Below are 18475 nucleotides of genomic sequence, written 5' to 3'. Positions count from 1 at the left end.
GGCCCACGACGGCCCCGCCGCCCCGGCCACCACGCCCGCCATCGACCCACGGGCCCACGACGGCCCCGCCGCCCCGGCCACCACGCCCGCCCTCGCCCCACGGGCCCACGACGGCCCCGCCGCCCCGGCCACCCCGCCCGCCATCGCCCCACGGGCCCACGACGGCCCCGCCGCCCCGGCCACCACGCCCGCCATCGCCCCACGGGCGCCCACCGCCACGAGGCGGACGCCCACCCCCTCCTGGGACTGAGCCACCTGTGGACCGCATGCACCTGGCCGCGGCGGGAACCGGCGGCGGTCCGTCAGCCGCAGGCCTGTGCGAGTGGTGGGTGAAGGATTTGAACCTTCGAAGGCATAGCCGGCAGATTTACAGTCTGCTCCCTTTGGCCACTCGGGCAACCCACCGAGGAGCAGGAAGGGTAGCACCGGCGGGGAGCGGTGCACGACGCGCCGATAGCCTGTCCGCCATGGCAGCAGAGAACAGCTTCGACGTCGTGGCGGAGGTCGACCGTCAGGAGGTCGACAACGCCCTCAACCAGGCCGCCAAGGAGCTCGCCCAGCGGTTCGACTTCAAGGGGACGGACGCCTCGATCCGCTGGTCCGGCGACCAGATCGTGATCGAGGCGAACTCCGAGGAGCGGGTGATGGCAGCCCTCGACGTGCTCCAGACGCGGATGATCAAGCGCAAGCTCAGCCAGAAGGCCCTCGACGTCGGGGAGGTGAAGCCGGCCTCGAAGGGGCACAGCCGCCTCGAGATCGGGCTGGTCGCCGGCATCCCGAAGGACAAGGCCAAGGAGATGGTCAAGCTGATCAAGGCGTCCAAGCTCAAGGTCACCCCGGCGGTCCAGGACGACCGGCTCCGCATCAGCTCCAAGTCGCGCGACGCCCTGCAGGAGGTCCAGGCCCTGCTGCGCAACAACGACCAGGGCCTCCCCCTGCAGTTCACCAACTACAAGTGAGGCCGGGGGCTGCTCCCCCGATCCGGTGGTCCCCGGCAACACCGGGACCTCTGTCATGACCTAAAGGGCAATAGGTCCTTAAGCTGAGCGGGAATGCGCCGATACAGTGATGGCGTTCACACGTCGACGACGTCCATCACCGGGAGGTGAGCCCCGTAATGCGCAACACCGAGTTCAACGCATCGTTCCAGGCCCTGCTGCGGGCCTTCAACGCCCACGAGGACCTGCGCCGCAGCGGCGCCGACCTCCCGGCGCTGGCCCGCTCGAACTACGAGCTCCACCGGGCTCGGATGGCCGCCTACCACGCGTCCAAGTAGAGCCCCAGACCTGCATCGAGCCCCGGCCGCACCTGCGGTCCGGGGCTCGTCTGCGTCTGCGGGAAGGCACCCGCTAGGCGATCTGGCCCATCTCACGGGCGATGCGCTGGAGGTTGGCGACCCGGTCCTCGGTCTTCGGGTGGGTCCGGAACAGGTTCCCGGCCTGCCCCAGCCCGCCGAACGGCGCGGAGATGTAGAGGGACTGGAAGGCGCTGGACGCCTCCGCCGGCGTGCCGCCCACGCCGCGGCGCGCGAGCTGGCGTCCGCCCGCCTCGAGCTTCTGCAGGGCGCTGGCGAGGGCCAGCGGCTTGCCGGACAGCTCGGCGCCTGAGGTGTCGGCCTGGGTCTCGCGGCTGCGGGTCACGGCGAACTGCAGCAGGGCCGCGGCGATCGGGGCCAGGATCAGCATGGCGATGCCGCCGATGGCACCGCCCTCGCGGTCCCGGCCGCCCCCGAACCAGAACCCGATGCGAGCCATGAACGTGATCGCCGTCGCGATCGTCGCGGCGATGGTCCCGATCAGGATGTCGCGGTTGTAGACGTGGGAGAGCTCGTGGGCGATCACGCCCTCCATCTCGTCCCGGTTGAGCAGGTCGATGAGGCCCTGGTTGACGCAGACCGCCGCGTGTGCCGGGTTCCGACCGGTCGCGAAGGCGTTCGGCTGGGGGGAGGGGGAGATGTACAGCCGCGGCGCGGGCTGCCCGGCGCGTGCGGAGAGGCTGTTGACCATCTCGTGGTACCAGGGGTAGCTGGCTTCGTCCGCGGGCTCGCCGCGCGCCATCTTGATCGCGAGCTTGTCGGAGAACCAGTAGGTGCCGACGTTCATCGCCATGGCGATGACGAGGGCCGTGACGAGTCCGCTGGACCCGCCGATGGCCTGACCCGCGAACAGCAGCAGACCCGAGAGGCCGGCGAGCAGGACGAAGGTCTTGAACGACTTGAACACGGGTGTGCTCAGCTCCTGGGGGAGGGGGGTGGGGGGTGTCCACAAGGGTAGTGAGCACCACCCTCCCCTCAGTGGGGGTGTGGTAAAGGTTGCGCCAAACGGCGCCAGTCCACGCCCCCGCGCCGCTCAGCCGCCGGCGGCCACCAGCGTCGACATCTCCGCGAAGCCGGCGAAGGCCTGCGGGAGGATCCCGAGCACCACGGCCGCGATGGCGAGGCCGCCGATCGCCACGCCGAGGGGGATGCCCGGGCGGGTGAGGAGCGGACCCTCGGCCGGCTCGTCCATCCACATCGTGCGGGCGACCCGCAGGTAGTAGAAGGCGCCGATCACCGAGTTGATGACGATCGCCGCCGCCAGGACGATCCCGAACGCCGTGGCCGGCTGGGCCACGGCGGCCAGGATCACGAACTTCGCGTACCAGCCGACCAGCGGCGGGATGCCCGTCAGCGCCACCAGGAACAAGGTCAGCGACACCGCGAGGAGCGGCTGGGACTGGCCCAGGCCGGCGAAGTCCGCGATGGACTTCCGCGGCCGGTGGCGCGCCACCGCGATCACGACGGCGAACGCGCCGATGTTCATGACCGAGTAGACGAGCAGGTAGACGAGCACGGCCTGGAACGCCTGGGAGTTGATCGTCGCGGCCGCGGTGCCGGTGCCGACGATGCCGAACGGCACCAGGATGAACCCGCCGGTCGACACCGATGAGTAGGCCAGCATGCGGACCACCGACGTCTGCTGCATGGCCGTGAGGTTCCCGAGCGTCATCGTCAGGATCGCGATGATCCCGAGCACCGGCGCCCAGACGTCGGCGAGCGGCGCGAACGCGATGAAGCAGACCTGCAGCAGCCCGGCCATGCCGGCTGCCTTGCTCAGCACCGACAGGAACGCGGTCACCGGGATCGGGGCGCCCTCGTAGGTGTCCGGCGCCCAGAAGTGGAACGGCACCGCCGAGATCTTGAAGCCGAACCCCACGATGACGAACAGCATCGAGCCGAGGACCAGCGGCTCGGTGGCCAACCCCTCGAGCGCCCCGGCCATGGCGACCAGGTCCGTCGTGCCGGTGTAGCCGTACAGGATCGAGGCGCCGAACAGCAGCACGGCGATGCTCAGCACGCCGATCAGGAAGAACTTCATCGCGCCCTCGTTGGAGCGCAGGTCGAACTTGCGGAGACCGGCCATGACGAAGCCGGGGACGCTGACCAGCTCCAAGGCGATGAACACCATCACCAGGTCGCGGGCCGACGGCATCAGCAGCATGCCGACGTAGGCGCTGAGCAGCAGGAAGTAGTACTCGCCCTGGTAGGTGCGGACCTCCTGGAAGTACCGCCAGCTGATCAGCAGCACCACGATCCCGCTCGCCAGGAAGAAGCCCTTGAACAGGAGGGCGTAGTTGTCGACGACGAACATGTTCCCGAACGACTGCCGGGTGGTGCCGTCGACCGCGAGCCAGATGACCGCGCCCAGCGACGCGGCGGTGCCGAGCACCGCGATCGGGTTCACCAGCCGGACCCGCTCGCGGGGCAGGAACGGCTCGACCAGCAGCACCACGAACGTCGTGGCGAGCAGGATCAGCTCGGGGATGAGCGAGACCCAGTCGATGGTGGTCGGTGCAACCGTTGGCATCGCGGTCCTACCCGGTGAAGTACGACAGGAGGGCGTTCACGTCCGGCGTCGTGATGTTCCAGACGAGGAACGGCATGATCCCGAGGAGGAGGGTCATGAGCAGCAGCGGCAGCCACGTCCCCCACTCGATCACGCTCACGTCGGCCAGACCGGCCTTCAGCCAGCGGTCGGGCGCGGAGCCCATGTTGATCCGCTGCAGCATGTAGAGGAAGTAGCCGGCGGTGAGGACCGTCCCGACCGCGCCGAGGACCATCAGGACCCGGTAGAAGGTCAGCAGGCCGGCGTCGGCGAGGCCCGGCGCGGGTTGGAACGCGCTCAGAAGCGCGCCGAACTCGCCGGGGAAGCCCGCCAGGCCGGGCAGGCCGAGGGACGCGATCGAGACGTAGGTCAGGATCGCCGCCATCTTCGGCATGGTCTGCAGCGCCCCGCCGCCGATCGTGGCGATGTCGCGGGTGTGGTAGCGCTCCTTCATCGACCCGACGACGAAGAACAGCATCCCGGTGATCACCCCGTGGGCGATCATCCCGAAGATGCCGGCGTTGATGCCGACCGGCGTCAGGGTCGCGATGCCGAGCATGACGAAGCCCATGTGACCGACCGAGCTGAAGGCGATCAGGCGCTTCAGGTCGGTCTGGGCCATGCAGCACAGCGCGCCGTAGATGATCGCGATCACGCTGAGCACCGCGATGATCGGCGCGAAGTCCATCGCTCCGTTCGGGAGGATCGGGATGGCGATGCGGACGAACCCGTAGGTCCCCATCTTCAGCAGGATGCCCGCCAGCAGGACCGAGCCGACCGTCGGCGCTTCGGTGTGCGCGTCGGGCAGCCAGGTGTGGAACGGCCACATCGGCACCTTGATGGCGAAGCCGAGGAAGATGCCGAGGAAGGCGAGGCGCTCGAAGGTCAGGCCGAACTCGTTCGCCTGTCCGAACGCGATCAGCTCGGGGATGTCGAAGGTCCCGGCGGTGAACCGCAGCGCGAGGAACGCGACCAGCATGAACACCGAACCGAAGAGGGTGTAGAGGAAGAACTTGACCGCCGCGTACTCCCGGCGCGGGCCGCCCCACACGCCGATCATGAAGTACATCGGGACCAGGACCAGCTCCCAGAAGATGAAGAACAGGATCAGGTCGAAGGCGATGAAGGTCCCGGCCATGCCGGTCTGCAGCAGCAGCATCAGGGCGAGGAAGGCCTTGGGCTTCCCGGGCTCCTCGATGTGGTGGTAGGCGTAGACGCTGCAGAGGAACGTCAGCAGGTAGCTCAGCACGAACAGCGGCAGGCTGATCCCGTCGATGCCGATGTGGTACCGCGCCCCGACCGCGTCGATCCAGGGGATGTCGACCTCGTACTGCAGGCCGGCGGCGCCGAAGTCGTAGCCGGCGAGGATCCCGAGGGACAGCGCGAAGCCGATGATCGACACCACCAGCGCCACCGGCTTGGCGGACTCCTCCTGCGCCTTCGGGATCAGCGCGATGGCCGCTGCGCCGAGCAGCGGGGTGAAGAGCGTGAGCGTGATCGCCCAGTCAGACCAGAACATGATTCTCTGAGATCCTCTGTTGAGACGTCGGAGCCGCGGCTACGCGGCGGCGGCGAACAGGACGGCGAAGACGAACACCCCGATGAACATCGCACCGGCGTAGAACTGGACGTTGCCGGACTGGGCGAACTTGATCAGCCCGCCGGTCCAGCCGGCGCCGGTGCCGAGGCCGTTGACGGCCCCGTCGATGCCCTTCTGGTCCACCACCCGGTACAGGTTGCGGCCGAGGGCGGTCTGCGAGGCGCCGACCAGGTAGACGAACCGGTCGATGACCCGGTCGTTGATCCAGTAGGCGGCCGGGGCGACCCGGTCGCGGATCGTGTGCATGATCACGCCCGAGTACAGGTCGTCGAGGAAGTACTTGCGCTGCAGCACCGTGGTGACCAGGCCGAGGTTGTTGAACGGGTCCTCGGCCGGCGCGCGGTAGCGGCGGTACATCGCGTAGCCCGCCCCCAGGCCGAGGAGGGCCAGGGCCAGCGACGCGCCGGCGAGCCACAGGAAGAAGTGGGGCGGGTGGGTCACGAAGTACTCGAGGGACGGCATCGTCCACGCCGCGAAGGACACCGAGTGGGCGAAGTCGAACGGCAGGTTGATGAAGCCGATCAGCGCAGCCGGCACCGCGAGGAGGATCAGCGGCCACTTCATCGAGCCGGGTGACTCGTGCGGCGTGCTGACCGACCCGTCGGTGCTGTGGCCCGAACGTCCCCGGTAGGTGCCGAAGAACGTCATCGTGGTCGCGCGCGCCATGTAGAAGGCGGTGATGAACCCCCCGAGCAGGCCCAGGATCCAGACCAGGTTGCCGGTGTAGCCGCCCGCGTCGAGCGCGCCCGCGAGGACCTCGTCCTTCGACCAGAAGCCGGCGAGCGGGAACACCGCCGCCAGGGCGAGCGTGCCGATCGACCAGGTCACGAAGGTCACCGGCATGGACTTCCGCAGGCCGCCCATGTCCTCCATGTTGTTCGAGTGGACGGCGTGGATGACCGACCCGGACGCGAGGAACAGCAGGGCCTTGAAGAACCCGTGGGTGAAGAGGTGGAAGATCCCGGCGGTGTAGCTGAACGCGAGCGCCGCGACCATGTAGCCGAGCTGGGACACCGTCGAGTAGGCCAGCACCCGCTTGATGTCGTCCTGCACCAGCGCGAGGAGCCCCATCGAGAACAGCGTGATCGCGCCGATGACCGCGATCACCGCGAGGGCGGTGGCCGACAGCCGGTAGACGGGGTAGATCCGGGCGACCAGGAAGATCCCCGCGGTCACCATCGTCGCGGCGTGGATCAGCGCCGAGACCGGGGTCGGGCCCGCCATCGCGTCGGGCAGCCAGGTCTGGAGGGGGAACTGGGCGGACTTGCCGATCGCGCCGATGAACAGCGAGATCAGCCCGAAGGTGAGGAGCCCCTCGTCGAGGGGTGCGCCGCCCGCCTGCACCCCGTGGGTGGCGTCGTCGATGATCGTCGCGATGTTGAACGTCCCGAACTGGGCCCACAGGCTGACCACGCCGACCATCAGGCCGATGTCGCCGAACTTGGTGGTGAGGAACGCCTTCTGGGCGGCGGACTGGTTCTTCCGCCCCTCCCAGTAGAACCCGATCAACAGGAAGCTGCAGACCCCCACGAGCTCCCAGCCGACGAGCAGCTGCAGCATGTTGTTGGCGATGACCATGAGGAGCATGGACATCGTGAACAGGCTCAGGAGGGTGAAGTAGTAGGTGTACCGCGGCTCGCCATGCATGTAGCCGGTCGAGTAGATGTGCACCATCAGCGACACGAAGGTCACCAGCAGGAACATCATCGCGGCGAGGCCGTCGATGCGCTGGCCGGCCTCGAGCTCGAACCCGCCCCCGAGGGACCCGAGGGAGACGGAGTCCTCGTTCACGAAGCTCGAGATGCCCTCGGGGATCTCGATCGCCTCGCCGCCCTCCGCGGCCAGCTGCATGCCCTCGATGCCGGTGGCGGCCACCCGGACCCCGTCGAGGAACGAGGTCTCCTCCTCCGCGTGGTCGGCGTCACCGCCCCCCTCCTCGTTGAGGGCCGCCTCGAGGTCCGCGACGGCCTCCACGTTCGCCGTGAAGACCTCCACCGCGACGAAGGCGCTCAGGACGAAGGCGATCGCGAGCGCCGCGATGCCGAACTCGGCGCCCTTGCCCCGCATGTGCTTGCCGAAGAACAGGATGAGCACAGCCGACAGGGCCGGCAGCGCGGGGATCACCCATGCGTAGTCAGAGATCATGGTCCGTCGGCCTCAGTACTTCATCAGGTCGGCGTCGTCGATGTTGACCGTCGCGCGGTTGCGGTAGAGCAGCAGGATGATCGCGAGGCCCACGCCGACCTCGGCGGCGCCGATGGCGATCACGAACAACGCGAAGATCTGGCCGGTGAAGATGGCGTCGCCGGCTTCGGCGGCCAGAAGGCCGAAGGTCACGAGGTTCACGGTGACGGCGGCGAGCATCATCTCGACGCTCATCAGCACCAGCACCGCGTTGCGGCGGGCGAGCACGCCGTAGATGCCCGTGCAGAAGAGCAGGGCGGAGAACGTCAGCGGGAAGACGGCTTCCATCCCTACCGCTCCCCTGCCGTCACGCCGGTCGGGCGTCCGCCCTGGGGTCCGATCGCGCCCGGCTCGGCGTAGGTGTCGCCGGCGCGGACGGGGCCGGCCTCGGTGCGGTCGATGAAGTCCTCGTCGTCGGGCAGCGGCCCCTCCCCCTCCTCCTGCCGGGCGATGATCACCGCGCCGACGAGGGCGACGGTGAGCAGGAAGCCCATGGCGAGGAGCGGGAACGCCCACTCGACGTAGAGGAACTCCGCCAGCGACACCGTCGGGGTGACCGTCAGCGCCAGGCGGGTGTCGCCGAAGGAGGTGACGATCAGGACCATCAGGAAGGCGAACAGCGCGACGGACACGCCGAAGGCGAGCCGCTTGTTCTGCGAGTCGTCCCCGACCGGCCCGATCGGCGCCTTGGTCAGCATCAGCCCGAAGAGGATGAGGACGATCACGCCGCCGGCGTAGACGAGGACCTGGGTCCAGGCGAGGAACTCGGTCCCGAGCAGCAGGAACGTCCCGGCCGTGCCGAGCATGACGACGACCAGGCCCAGCGCGGAGTGCACCACGTTGGGGGAGGTCACCACGAAGATCCCCGCCGCGCCGGCGAGCACCAGCACGATCAGCATCCAGATGTCGGCCATCTCCACGGCTCAGCCCTCGCCCTCGGTCGACCCGTCGCCCCGCTCGGCGAGGATGCGCTTCTTCTCGGCCCGGACGTACGCGGCCTTCGCCGTCGCCCGGGCGACCCGCTCGGACTTGCCCTCGGCGACGAGGCGGTCGAAGACCTCCTGGTCGATCTGGGCCTCGACGTGGATGTCGTCCTCCGGGCGCTTCTTGACCGCGGTGGCGGCACCGGCTCCCTCCGCGGCGGCGCCGGCCTGGGCAGCCGGTGCGGCGGCGACCTTGGCGGCGCTCTGCGCGGCCTTCTTGCGGGCAGCGTCGAGTCCTTGCTTGATCTCGGTGGGCAGCTCCGCGCCGTACTCGAGCTCCACCGGCGGGGGCACGGTGTCCATCCACGTGCGGAGCTGGGACTTCTCGTGGGTGAGCTCGGCGATGGTCAGCGTGGAGTACTCGAACTCCGGCGACCAGAACAGCGCGTCGAAGGGGCAGACCTCCACGCAGATCCCGCAGTACATGCACAGCGCGAAGTCGATCGCGAAGCGGTCGAGGATGTTCCGGGTCCGGGCTCGGCCGCCGTCCTTGGGCGGCACCGTCTCCTTGTGGGAGTCGATGTAGATGCACCAGTCCGGGCACTCGCGGGCGCAGAGCATGCAGACCGTGCAGTTCTCCTCCATCAGCGCGATGACCCCCCGCGTGCGCGGGGGCAGGTCGGGCTTGACGTGGGGGTACTGCTGCGTCGTCGGCTTGGTGAACAGGGTCTTCAGCGTGACGCCGAGCCCCTTCAGCAGGCCGATCGACGGCGGTCCGGAGCGGGCCGGCTCGACGGGCTCGGGCGGCTTGGTCGGTGAGGTGGGTGTCGACATCGTTAGGCGACCACCTTGAAGACGGCGATGGCGATGAGCTGGAAGATCGCGAGCGGGATCAGGACGGTCCAGGCCAGGCGCTGAAGCTGGTCCTCGCGCATCCGCGGGTACGTCGAGCGCAGCCACGTCATGACGAACACCAGGCCGAGGATCTTGGCGAGCGAGATGACCAGCCCGAGGAGGTTGGCGAGGAGCGCGTTGTCCGGCAGCGGCACGCCGGGCCACAGGTACCAGCCGCCGAGGAACATGACGGTGATCAGCGCCGAGTAGACGACCATCCCCGCGTACTCGCTCAGCAGGAAGAAGGCGAAGCGCAGACCCGAGTACTCCGTCATGTGGCCGGCGATGACCTCGGAGTCGGCGATCGGGATGTCGAAGGGCGTGCGGTTCAGCTCCGCCAGGGCGGCGATGGAGAACAGCAGCAGCCCGATCGCCTGGGGGACGGCGTAGGGGACCGGGATCCCGAAGGCGGTGAAGTCGTGCTGGGCCTCGACGATGCCGACCAGCGACATCGTGCCGGCCTGCATCACGACGCCGGCCGCGGCGATGAAGAGCGGGATCTCGTAGGCGATCAGCTGGGCGGCCTCGCGGATCCCGCCGATCAGGGAGTACTTCGACGCCGACGCCCAGGCGGCCATCATGATCCCGACGGTGGAGACCGACGAGATCGCGAGGGCGGCGAACAGGCCGATGTCGAAGTCCTCGGCGAACCCGCCGGGCGACAGCGGCAGCACGAGGATCATCAGCAGCGTGGGGACCAGCACCACGCCGGGCGCGGCGGCGAAGACCCGCCGGTCGGCCGCCGCCGGGATGATGTCCTCCTTCTGGATGAACTTGATGCCGTCGGCCACGAGCTGGAGCGCGCCGTAGGGGCCGGCCTCCATCGGGCCGAGGCGGTTCTGCATGAAGCCGAGGACCTTGTGCTCCTGGTAGCCCGCCACGAGCGGGACGACCAGGAAGAAGCCGACGACCGCGACCAGCTTCAGGACGAGGGACAGCCAGAAGCTGTCCAGGGCGAAGACCGATTCCATCGCCGCCCCTACCGGTCCACGTCGCCGACGACGAAGAACACCGAGCCGAGGATCGCGATCATGTCCGCGAGGAGCTGGCCCTCGAGCAGCCACGACACGGCCTGGATGTTCGAGAAGGACGGGGTGCGCATCTTCAGCCGCCACGGGGTCTTCTGGCCGTCCGAGACCAGGTAGTAGCCGCCCTGGCCGAGGGGGTTCTCGGTCCGCACGTAGATCTCGCCCTCGGGGGCCTTGACGATCTTCGGCAACTTGACGTTGACGGGACCCGCCGGGATGCCGTCGTGCACCTGCTCGATGATGTGCACGCTGGCCTTCATCCGCTCGATCAGCATCCTGAAGCGGTCGAAGGAGTCGCCTCGGCTGCCGACCGGGACCGGCACGTGGACCTTGTCGTAGGCCATGTACGGGGCGGAGACCCGGGCGTCCTCGGCGATGCCGGTCGACTGGAGCATGATGCCGCTGACCCCGAAGTCGAGGGCGACGTCCTGGGGCAGCTCGCCGACGCCCTTGGTGCGGGCGATGAAGATCTCGTTGCCGAGCAGCAGGTCCTCGTACTGGGCGATGCAGGTCTTCATGCGTTCGGCCATGTCCGCGCTGGCGGCCAGGAACCCGCGGGGCAGATCCTCCTTCAGCCCGCCGACCCGGGTGTAGCTGAAGTGCAGCCGCCCGCCGGTGGCGGACTCCATGATGTTCTGGATGTCCTCGCGCTCGCGCACCGTGTAGAACATCGGCGTCAGCGCCCCGAGCTCGAGGGCGTAGGAGCCGAGCATCAGCAGGTGGTTCAGGATCCGGTTCCACTCGCACATGAGGACGCGGATCCACTGGGCCCGCTCGGGGACCTCGAGCTCCATCATCCGCTCGACGGCGATCGCGACGCCGACCTCGTTGCAGAACGCGCTCAGCCAGTCGTGGCGGTTGACCAGCGCCATGATCTGGCGGTAGTCCCGGTCCTCGGCCAGCTTCTCGAACCCGCGGTGCATGTAGCCGATGACCGGCTGGGCCTTGATGATCTTCTCGCCGTCGAGGTCGATCACCAGCCGCAGGACGCCGTGGGTCGCCGGGTGCGCCGGGCCGACGTTGAGGTTCATCGACGTCGTGTCGATCTCCCCACCGCGGAACTCGACGAGCATCCCCTCGGCGGGGCCGCCCGGCATCACCGGGGCGTCGGGTCGTGCGAGGGTCTCACTCACGGTCGTGGTCCTCCTCGGGCTCTGCGGTGGGTGGTGCCGCCGCATCGGGGTCGGTCGCGTCGGCCGCATCGGGGGCGGAGGCGTCCCGGACGTCGTCGTCGGTGCCGCTGGAGCCGACGGGGTGGTCGTGGCGGGTGGAGTCGGCGAAGGCGCCGGTGCCGCCTTCGGGGCCCACGCCGGCCTGCTCGCGGCTGGCCGCGTCCTCTGCGGTCGGCTCGTCCGACACCTCGGTTCGGGCCGTCGACTCCTCGAGGTCGTGGGTGCCCTCGCGCTCGACGCCGGGCGTGCCGCTGTCCTGGGCGGGACCGCCCTTCGACATCGCCTCCTCGGCGACCGGGTCGCGGTCCGGCTCGCCGGAACCGGGCTGTTCGCCGGGGGCGAGCTCCTGGCCCGCCGTCTGCCCGGCGGCGGCGTCCTTCGCGACCGCCGTGTCGGCGATCTTGGACGCGCCCTCGGGGGTGGTGGGGTCGGGGGTGTGGGCTGACGTGGCCTCGCCCGCCGCGGCCTGCGCGGCCTCGCGGGCCGACCCGGGCTCGGCGTCGTCCACCGCGGCGGCCGTGGGAGCGGGACCCGCCTCGGCGTCGGGTGCGGGCTCGTCGGGTGTGCCCTCGGCGGCCTGCGCCGCCGCTTTCTCCTCGGCCTTGCGCTTGCGCGCCTCCGCGGCCTTGGCCTTGGCGCGCTCGGCCTTGGCCTTCGCGGCGGCCGCGCGGTCGCTCGGGTCGTCGCCGGGGACGGGTGCGGCGCCGTGCGCCGGCGCCGCCTCGGAGCCGCCCTCGGCCTCGCCGGGCTCGCCCGGCTCCTTCGCACCCGGCCACGGCTTGACGACCCGGCTCGACAGCTTGAACTCCTTGCGGAGGGGCCAGCCCTCGAAGTTCTCGACGGTCAGGATGCGCGGCAGCAGGCCGGGGTGGCCCTCGAAGACGATGCCGAACATGTCGTAGGCCTCGCGCTCGTGCCAGTTGGCACCGCGGTAGACGTCGGCGATCGACGGCAGCCGCGGCTCGTCGCGGCCCCCGGGGACCATGACCTTCACGACGACCCCGCGCCGGCTGACGTGGTCGTACATCCGCGCGATGACGCTGAAGCCCTCCTCACGCTCGTCGATGGCGCTGAGGAAGTCGAAGAAGGCCATGCCGAGGTCGTGCTTGCAGTACCGCACGACCTCCGGGTAGGCCTCCGGCGTCACCCGGACGATGAGCTCGTCGTAGGTGAGGTCCGCGGACAGGACCCGCTCGCCCAGCTCCTCGCGGAACTGGGCGGCCAACGCCTCGAGGGGCGCGTCCGCAGGCGTCGTGGGTGCGCTCATGCGGGATCCGAGGCCGGGTGCCGGGTCGGGTCGCCGCCGCCGACCACGATCGGGTTCCGCCCGCCTCCCGGCGGGACGGGCTGGCGCGAGTCGCGGTCCGCGTACCGGTCCTTCAGGGACTCCTGCTGGATCATCTCCTGCAGGTGGACGATGCCCTCGATCAGCGCCTCGGGGCGCGGGGGGCACCCGGGCACGTACACGTCGACGGGGATGATCTGGTCGACGCCCTTGGTCACCGAGTAGGAGTCCCAGTAGGGCCCGCCGCAGTTCGAGCAGGACCCGAAGCTGATCACGTACTTCGGCTCGGGCATCTGGTCGTACAGCCGCTTGATGGCCGGGGCCATCTTGTCGGTCAGCGTGCCGGCCACGATCATCAGGTCGGCTTGGCGGGGAGCGTGGGCGAAGGGGATGACGCCCAGGCGGATGAAGTCGTGCCGGGCGGTCGACGCGGCGATGAACTCGATCGCGCAGCAGGCCAACCCGAAGTTGTAGACCCACAACGAGTACTTGCGCCCCCAGTTCAGGACGAACCGGAGCGGCTTCGGAACCTCTACCTGGTCGCTCAGACCCACTTCAGCACACCCTTCTTCAGCTCGTATGGGAGCGTGACGGTCACGAAGAACAGGAAGACCAGCATCACGCCCAGGACGAAGCCCTGGTCATCTCCCGCCTGCTCGAGGTAGACGGCCCAGGGGAACACGAACAGCGTCTCCACGTCGAAGATGACGAACATGAACGCGAACATGTAGTAGCGGATGTTCGTCTGCGACCAGCCGAAGCCCACGGGGTCGATGCCCGACTCGAACGCGATCGGCTTCTCGCCGTACCGGCCGTACGCCCGGCTCGGGCTGACCAGGCGGCCGAGCAGGAACGCGATCGCGACCAGCGCGATCCCGGCGACCAGCAAGGCCACGAGGGTTCCGTACGCCTGGTAGTACTCGGACATGGTTCTCCTGGGGCGGGGCCCTCGGTTGGCGGCCTGAGCATCTGGCTGGCCTGACGTTCCCGTGCCGGGTGCTCCACCCGGACGCGGACGTGGGAACGCAGGGGCTGCGGGTGGGTCAGTCTACGAAACGGGTCGGAACCTTGCCGAATCTTGACCGGACGCCGTGCCGCCGAGGTGACCAACGATCCGGGTGCCGCACCACCCGGCCTGCCCACCACCGCCCGCGCTAGCGTGGTCAGGTGCCGGGCGGGGCGTCAAGGTCCCGTCCGCCCTCCCCCACCACCCCTCCCCCGCCGATGCACCCCCGCCACCCGCGAGCCGTCCCGCTGCTGAGCGCGGCGATCGTGGTGCTGCTCGCCCTCGGCGTGTCGATGGCCGCGGCCGCACCCTCGCCCCCGGTGCTGGTCGGCGACGTCGTCGACAAGGACGCGGCAGGCGTGCGCCAGGCCACGATGGCGGAGGTGGCGGAGTGGGCCGCGCCGCCAGCACCTCCGGGGCCCGTCCAGGCGCCGTCCCCGGATGTCCCGCCGACGGCCACGCCGACGCCGGTCCCGGCGCCGACGGCGGACGTGGCCGTGCCGGCCGATCCGGTCACGCCGGGCGGGCCGACGTTCCCCGCCCGGATCCGGGGCGTGTGGGTGCACGTGCTGGACGACGTCCTGCTGACGCGCGGATCCATCGCGCGGATGCTCGACGACGTGGTCGCAGCCGGCGGCAACACCGTCGTGGTGGAGGTCGCGCGGCGCTACGACGCCTACTACGACTCGGACGTCCTGCCCCGGGCGGCCGACCAGGGCTTCGAGCCCGGGCTCGACGTGCTCGCCGAGGTGGTCGCCGAAGGGCACGAGCGGGGGTTGAGCGTCCACGCCTGGTACACCGCGATGCCGGCCTGGACGCCGGAGACGGCGAAGAACCCGGACGCGCCGGTCCACTGGATCCGCGCCCAGCACGGGCCCGACGCACCGCTCGAGGACCGCTGGCTGACCTACACCGCCGACGGCCAGCCGGGTGACTACCTGGACCCGGGCCACCCGGCGGTCCAGGAGCTCGTGGTCGCCACCGCCGCCGAGCTGGCCCGCTATGGCGTCGATGCGGTGCACCTCGACTACCTCCGCTACCCGGGGGCTGAGTACGGCTACAACCCCACCGCCCTCGGCCGCTTCCAGGCCGAGACCGGCCGGACCGACGTCCCCGCCCCCGACGACCCGCAGTTCAGCGACTGGCGCCGCCGCCAGACCACCGACATCCTCGTCCGGATCCGCCAGGCGGTGCAGGCGGTCGACCCCACGGTCGGGATCTCGGCAGCGCTGATCGCGTGGGGCGACGGTCCGGTGGACGGCCGGGCGTTCGAGTCGACCCCGGCGTACACCCAGGTCTTCCAGCCGTGGCACCAGTGGGTGGGGGCCGGGCTGATCGACGTCGCCATGCCGATGCTGTACTTCCGCGAGAGCCGCCACGCCGCGTACCACCGGCACTGGATGTCCTACGTCGCGGGTCTGCGCCAGGCCACCGGGGTCATGGCCGCCCCCGGCCACGGGTCGTGGCTGAACACCGTGCCGGAGTCGCTGACCCAGCTCGAGGCCGCCGCACCGTTCGTCGACGGCGAGGTGCTGTTCAGCTACACCGAGAACGCCGCAGGCGAGGACCCGCGTGCGCTGCTGCCAGCGCTCGGCGGAGGGCTCTGGGGGTCCTAGCTCCCCGCCGGGTCCTCACCCGGTGCGCGCCGAGCCGCCGCATCGTCCTGGGCGCGTGTCCCCGTGCGTGTGGGGCGTGCGTGTGGCACCGTGCTCCCCCGTCCCGCGCCTGCGATCGTCAGGTCCCCCTGGCGGGGAGGCGGCCACTGCACGGCGTCCGGTCTCCCACGCCACCAGCTGCCCGTTCTCCCGTGCCGACGTGCGAGCAACTGCACGGCGTCCGGGTCCCCACATCCCCACCCCCACCTCCTCCGGTGCTGGTGGGGCGACGACTGCACATCGTCAGGGAGGGTGCCGGACGGCGTGCAGTCGGGCCCGGCCGGTCACCCGACGACGTGCAGTCGGGCCCGTCGCGGGGCTGAGGTGCCCCCTTGCGGGCGACCCCGGCACGTCTCGCCAGCACCGTCAGCGGTCAGCACCGCTCGCGACTTGGTGGATCCGCCGCCCATCTGCGCCGGATCCACCAACTCGTCCGTGGCTCAGGGTGTCTCGGTGTACAGCTCCTGCACGGTGCGGGGGTCCTCGCCGCTCAGGTCGACGACGGTCGCGGCCACGAGGTCGTCGACGCCGACGCCGGCGCGGTCCGCCGCCGCGTCGATGGCGTCGCTCAGCAGGCGGTGCGCCTCGACGAGGTCGAAGCGCCAGACGTCCCCCTCCCGCTCGAAGCGCCACCGCTGCGGCGTCGGCGCGCTCGTGGCCGGGTCGGTCACCACGCCGAACGCGACGTCGTCACGGACCGGGCTGATGTCCCCGAGGTCCCCCAGGGAGCGGTCCTGGCCGGCGAGGCCCGCCTCGACGAGGTTCTCGTAGGGGTCGTCGCCCTCGAGCAGCTCGGGGCGCAGGCGGTAGGTCAGCACCAGCAGCTGGTCGGCGGCGGGCAGGTCGCGGACCGTCGCCTCGTCAGCGGTCTCGGCCAGCTCGGCGACGCGGGCCATGGCCTCGACCGACCCCTCGTCGAGGGCCCCCAGCACCGCACCGGCATCCCCCTGCACCACCCCGCTGCGGTAGGTCGCGAAGGTGGCGCTGACCTCGCCGACGAGCTCGGGATCGGCGGTGGGGGTGGCGGCCACCTGGGGCACGGACGGCTCCTCGCCGCCGCACGCGGCCACACCCAGGGCCAGGGCGATGACGAGCACCCACCCGGCCGGCCTCTCCCGGACAACCATCGCGCACGACTGTAGCGGTGGGGGACGTGCCCCCGTGCACGCCCGGCCCCTGCCCCCGACCCCACGTGCACGCCCGGACCGGAGCGGGTAGGCACCCCTCGAGCAGACGCGGAGGAGGAGCAGCAGCGGACATGGCAGACGATGACGAGCACGGCGGTGGCGGTGCGGGCGGCCCGCAGGTGGGCTCCCGCTTCGAGGCGTTCCGGGATCTCGCGCGGGCTCGGGCGGAGGGCCAGCACGTCGCCCTCCCCCGCCACCTGTCCGGGCACGACCGGCGGCTGCACGTCCGCCAGACGCTGCGGGAGGACCACACCGAGCGGATCGCGACCTCCTCGGACGACGCCGAGGCCAAGTTCGAGAAGCTGGCCGGATCCCTCTACTCGTTCTTCCGGGGCACCAGCCTGCTGTTCTACCGGGACATCGCCGGCGAGGACGCGTGGATGCCGACGGTGCTGACCCTGGGCGACGTCCACCCGGAGAACTTCGGAGTGATGCCGAGCGCCGACGACGTCCCGATCTTCGGGGTCAACGACTTCGACGAGGCCTACTACGCGCCGTTCACCTGGGACCTCAAGCGGGGAGCGGTCGGGTTCATGATCGGCGCCGAGGTCGAGGGCGGGAAGGGCCGCAAGAAGCGGCGGAAGATCGCCCGCCGGTTCGTGCGCGGCTACATCGACGGGATCGAGGGGTTCTCCACCGACGGGGGCGAGCAGGAGCGCCAGTTGCGCCTGGACACCGCCCCGCCCCTGATCGCCGACCTGATCGCGGACGCGCTGCAGGACCGCTCGGAGTGGCTGGCCTCAGACCACCAGGACGAGTACCGGCGCGGGTTCCGCAACGACGACGACGAGCTGGTCAAGGTCACCAGCCGGACCGAGGAGTTCCAGGAGGTGCTCCACCGGCTGGTCGCCGACAACGACATCGACGTGCCGGCCCGGGCCGGCGAGCTGCGGGTCAAGGACGTCGCGATGCGCCGTGGTGCGGGGACCGCGTCCCTCGGCCTGGCGCGCTACTACCTGATGGTGGAGGGGCCGCTGGCGGACGGCACGGACGACCTGATCATCGAGCTCAAGCAGGCCCGCCGATCGGCGCTCGCCGGGTTGGTCCCGCCGACCGAGCTGGGCATCGACGCCTCCGAGCAGGGCCACGGCGCCAGGATCGCCCACGCCCAGGGCGTGCAGCTGGTCCGCGGCGACGTGTTCTACGGCCACGTCGACTTCGAGGGGCGCAGCTTCATGAGCCGGGAGCGCGCCCCGTACCGCGAGGACATCGACCTCGACGACCTGTCGACCTCGGAGTGGAAGGACTACGCGGAGATCTGCGGCCGCACCCTGGCCCACGCCCACGCGATGAGCGACGACACCGGCGAGGTGGACCACGACGTCGAGCCGGCGATCCTGGCGGCGATCAGCCCCCGCGAGCTGTTCGTCGACGACATCATCCGCTTCGCGGAGGAGGCGACCGACCGCATCCGCCGCGACCACGAGCACTTCCGGGCCGACCACGCCCTCGGGGCGTTCCGCACCATCGACGTGGTCTACCGGTAGCGGGAGCACGCCGGTCACGCGCGCCGACGCTCAGATCTGAGCCGCGGCCACGCCCGCGGAACCAGCTCTCAGATCACAGAGCACGACCATGCGCGCCGGCGCTCAGATCCGAGCCGTGGCCGCACCGGCAGAACCGCCCCTCAGATCTGGGGGCACGGTCGCACGGTCCACCACCACCACGCGCGCCGGAC

General features: G+C 70.4%; 17 protein-coding genes, 1 tRNA gene and 1 pseudogene. 5 read left to right on the top strand and 14 right to left on the bottom strand.

What is annotated here, in order from left to right; genetic code table 11:
• Positions 1 to 250, top strand: a pseudogene (locus ACEQ2X_RS18660) (2-oxoglutarate dehydrogenase, E2 component, dihydrolipoamide succinyltransferase); the annotation flags it as partial.
• A gap of 73 nt (positions 251 to 323) precedes the next feature.
• Here ACEQ2X_RS18660 and ACEQ2X_RS18655 read toward each other — a convergent pair.
• Positions 324 to 405: transfer RNA gene (locus ACEQ2X_RS18655), tRNA-Tyr, on the bottom strand.
• A gap of 62 nt (positions 406 to 467) precedes the next feature.
• On the opposite strand from ACEQ2X_RS18655, the gene ACEQ2X_RS18650 reads away from it, so the two are divergent.
• Positions 468 to 959: a YajQ family cyclic di-GMP-binding protein gene (locus ACEQ2X_RS18650; protein ID WP_370327364.1), complete on the top strand. Its 492-nt coding sequence runs from the start codon at positions 468 to 470 to the stop codon at positions 957 to 959.
• A 158-nt stretch (positions 960 to 1117) separates the two neighbouring features.
• Positions 1118 to 1276 (top strand): hypothetical protein, encoded by a 159-nt coding sequence (locus tag ACEQ2X_RS18645; RefSeq protein WP_370327363.1) that lies wholly within the window; start codon positions 1118 to 1120, stop codon positions 1274 to 1276.
• Positions 1277 to 1349: 73 nt separating this feature from the next.
• On the opposite strand, the gene ACEQ2X_RS18640 is transcribed toward ACEQ2X_RS18645, so the two are convergent.
• The 12 genes from ACEQ2X_RS18640 to ACEQ2X_RS18585 form a co-directional block, all read right to left on the bottom strand.
• Positions 1350 to 2222 (bottom strand): M48 family metalloprotease, encoded by an 873-nt coding sequence (locus ACEQ2X_RS18640; RefSeq protein WP_370327362.1) that lies wholly within the window; start codon positions 2220 to 2222, stop codon positions 1350 to 1352.
• Between the two features lie 126 nt (positions 2223 to 2348).
• Positions 2349 to 3845 (bottom strand): NADH-quinone oxidoreductase subunit N, encoded by a 1497-nt coding sequence (locus ACEQ2X_RS18635; RefSeq protein ID WP_370327360.1) that lies wholly within the window; start codon positions 3843 to 3845, stop codon positions 2349 to 2351.
• 7 nt (positions 3846 to 3852) lie between these two features.
• On the bottom strand, positions 3853 to 5382 hold the full coding sequence (locus ACEQ2X_RS18630) for a NuoM family protein (protein WP_370327359.1): 1530 nt from the start codon (positions 5380 to 5382) through the stop codon (positions 3853 to 3855).
• A 39-nt stretch (positions 5383 to 5421) separates the two neighbouring features.
• A complete protein-coding gene (nuoL, locus tag ACEQ2X_RS18625) occupies positions 5422 to 7608 on the bottom strand; it encodes an NADH-quinone oxidoreductase subunit L (protein WP_370327358.1) in 2187 nt (728 codons plus the stop codon).
• A gap of 12 nt (positions 7609 to 7620) precedes the next feature.
• Positions 7621 to 7935: an NADH-quinone oxidoreductase subunit NuoK gene (gene nuoK / locus ACEQ2X_RS18620; protein ID WP_370327357.1), complete on the bottom strand. Its 315-nt coding sequence runs from the start codon at positions 7933 to 7935 to the stop codon at positions 7621 to 7623.
• A 2-nt stretch (positions 7936 to 7937) separates the two neighbouring features.
• On the bottom strand, positions 7938 to 8561 hold the full coding sequence (locus ACEQ2X_RS18615) for an NADH-quinone oxidoreductase subunit J (protein WP_370327356.1): 624 nt from the start codon (positions 8559 to 8561) through the stop codon (positions 7938 to 7940).
• Between the two features lie 9 nt (positions 8562 to 8570).
• Positions 8571 to 9404, bottom strand: a complete 834-nt coding sequence (locus ACEQ2X_RS18610; protein ID WP_370327355.1) for an NADH-quinone oxidoreductase subunit I — start codon at positions 9402 to 9404, stop codon at positions 8571 to 8573.
• Positions 9405 to 9406: 2 nt separating this feature from the next.
• Positions 9407 to 10435, bottom strand: a complete 1029-nt coding sequence (nuoH, locus tag ACEQ2X_RS18605; RefSeq protein ID WP_370327354.1) for an NADH-quinone oxidoreductase subunit NuoH — start codon at positions 10433 to 10435, stop codon at positions 9407 to 9409.
• Between the two features lie 8 nt (positions 10436 to 10443).
• Entirely contained in the window at positions 10444 to 11625 is a 1182-nt protein-coding gene (locus ACEQ2X_RS18600) for an NADH-quinone oxidoreductase subunit D (RefSeq protein ID WP_370327353.1), read from the bottom strand.
• Entirely contained in the window at positions 11618 to 12931 is a 1314-nt protein-coding gene (locus ACEQ2X_RS18595) for an NADH-quinone oxidoreductase subunit C (RefSeq protein ID WP_370327352.1), read from the bottom strand. Before ACEQ2X_RS18595 ends, ACEQ2X_RS18600 begins: the two co-directional genes overlap by 8 nt.
• Positions 12928 to 13503, bottom strand: coding sequence for an NADH-quinone oxidoreductase subunit B (locus tag ACEQ2X_RS18590; protein ID WP_370327351.1), 576 nt, complete (start codon positions 13501 to 13503; stop codon positions 12928 to 12930). The genes ACEQ2X_RS18595 and ACEQ2X_RS18590 overlap by 4 nt, the downstream gene beginning before the upstream one ends.
• The gene (locus tag ACEQ2X_RS18585; RefSeq protein ID WP_370327350.1) at positions 13494 to 13877 is read right to left on the bottom strand and encodes an NADH-quinone oxidoreductase subunit A; all 384 of its coding nucleotides are present in this window, start codon (positions 13875 to 13877) and stop codon (positions 13494 to 13496) included. The genes ACEQ2X_RS18590 and ACEQ2X_RS18585 overlap by 10 nt, the downstream gene beginning before the upstream one ends.
• Before the next feature lie 296 nt (positions 13878 to 14173).
• Here ACEQ2X_RS18585 and ACEQ2X_RS18580 point away from each other — a divergent pair, with 296 nt between their 5' ends.
• Positions 14174 to 15571 (top strand): glycoside hydrolase family 10 protein, encoded by a 1398-nt coding sequence (locus tag ACEQ2X_RS18580; protein ID WP_370327349.1) that lies wholly within the window; start codon positions 14174 to 14176, stop codon positions 15569 to 15571.
• A gap of 479 nt (positions 15572 to 16050) precedes the next feature.
• On the opposite strand, the gene ACEQ2X_RS18575 is transcribed toward ACEQ2X_RS18580, so the two are convergent.
• Positions 16051 to 16737: a hypothetical protein gene (locus ACEQ2X_RS18575; protein ID WP_370327348.1), complete on the bottom strand. Its 687-nt coding sequence runs from the start codon at positions 16735 to 16737 to the stop codon at positions 16051 to 16053.
• Between the two features lie 131 nt (positions 16738 to 16868).
• On the opposite strand from ACEQ2X_RS18575, the gene ACEQ2X_RS18570 reads away from it, so the two are divergent.
• Entirely contained in the window at positions 16869 to 18284 is a 1416-nt protein-coding gene (locus ACEQ2X_RS18570; RefSeq protein WP_370327347.1) for a DUF2252 domain-containing protein, read from the top strand.
• The last annotated feature ends 191 nt before the right edge of the window (positions 18285 to 18475 follow it).

It is taken from the genome of Euzebya sp. (assembly GCF_964222135.1).
Taxonomy (GTDB): Bacteria; Actinomycetota; Nitriliruptoria; order Euzebyales; family Euzebyaceae; genus Euzebya.
Note: the sequence above shows the minus strand (reverse complement) of the source record. Positions and strands in the feature narration are given on the sequence as shown.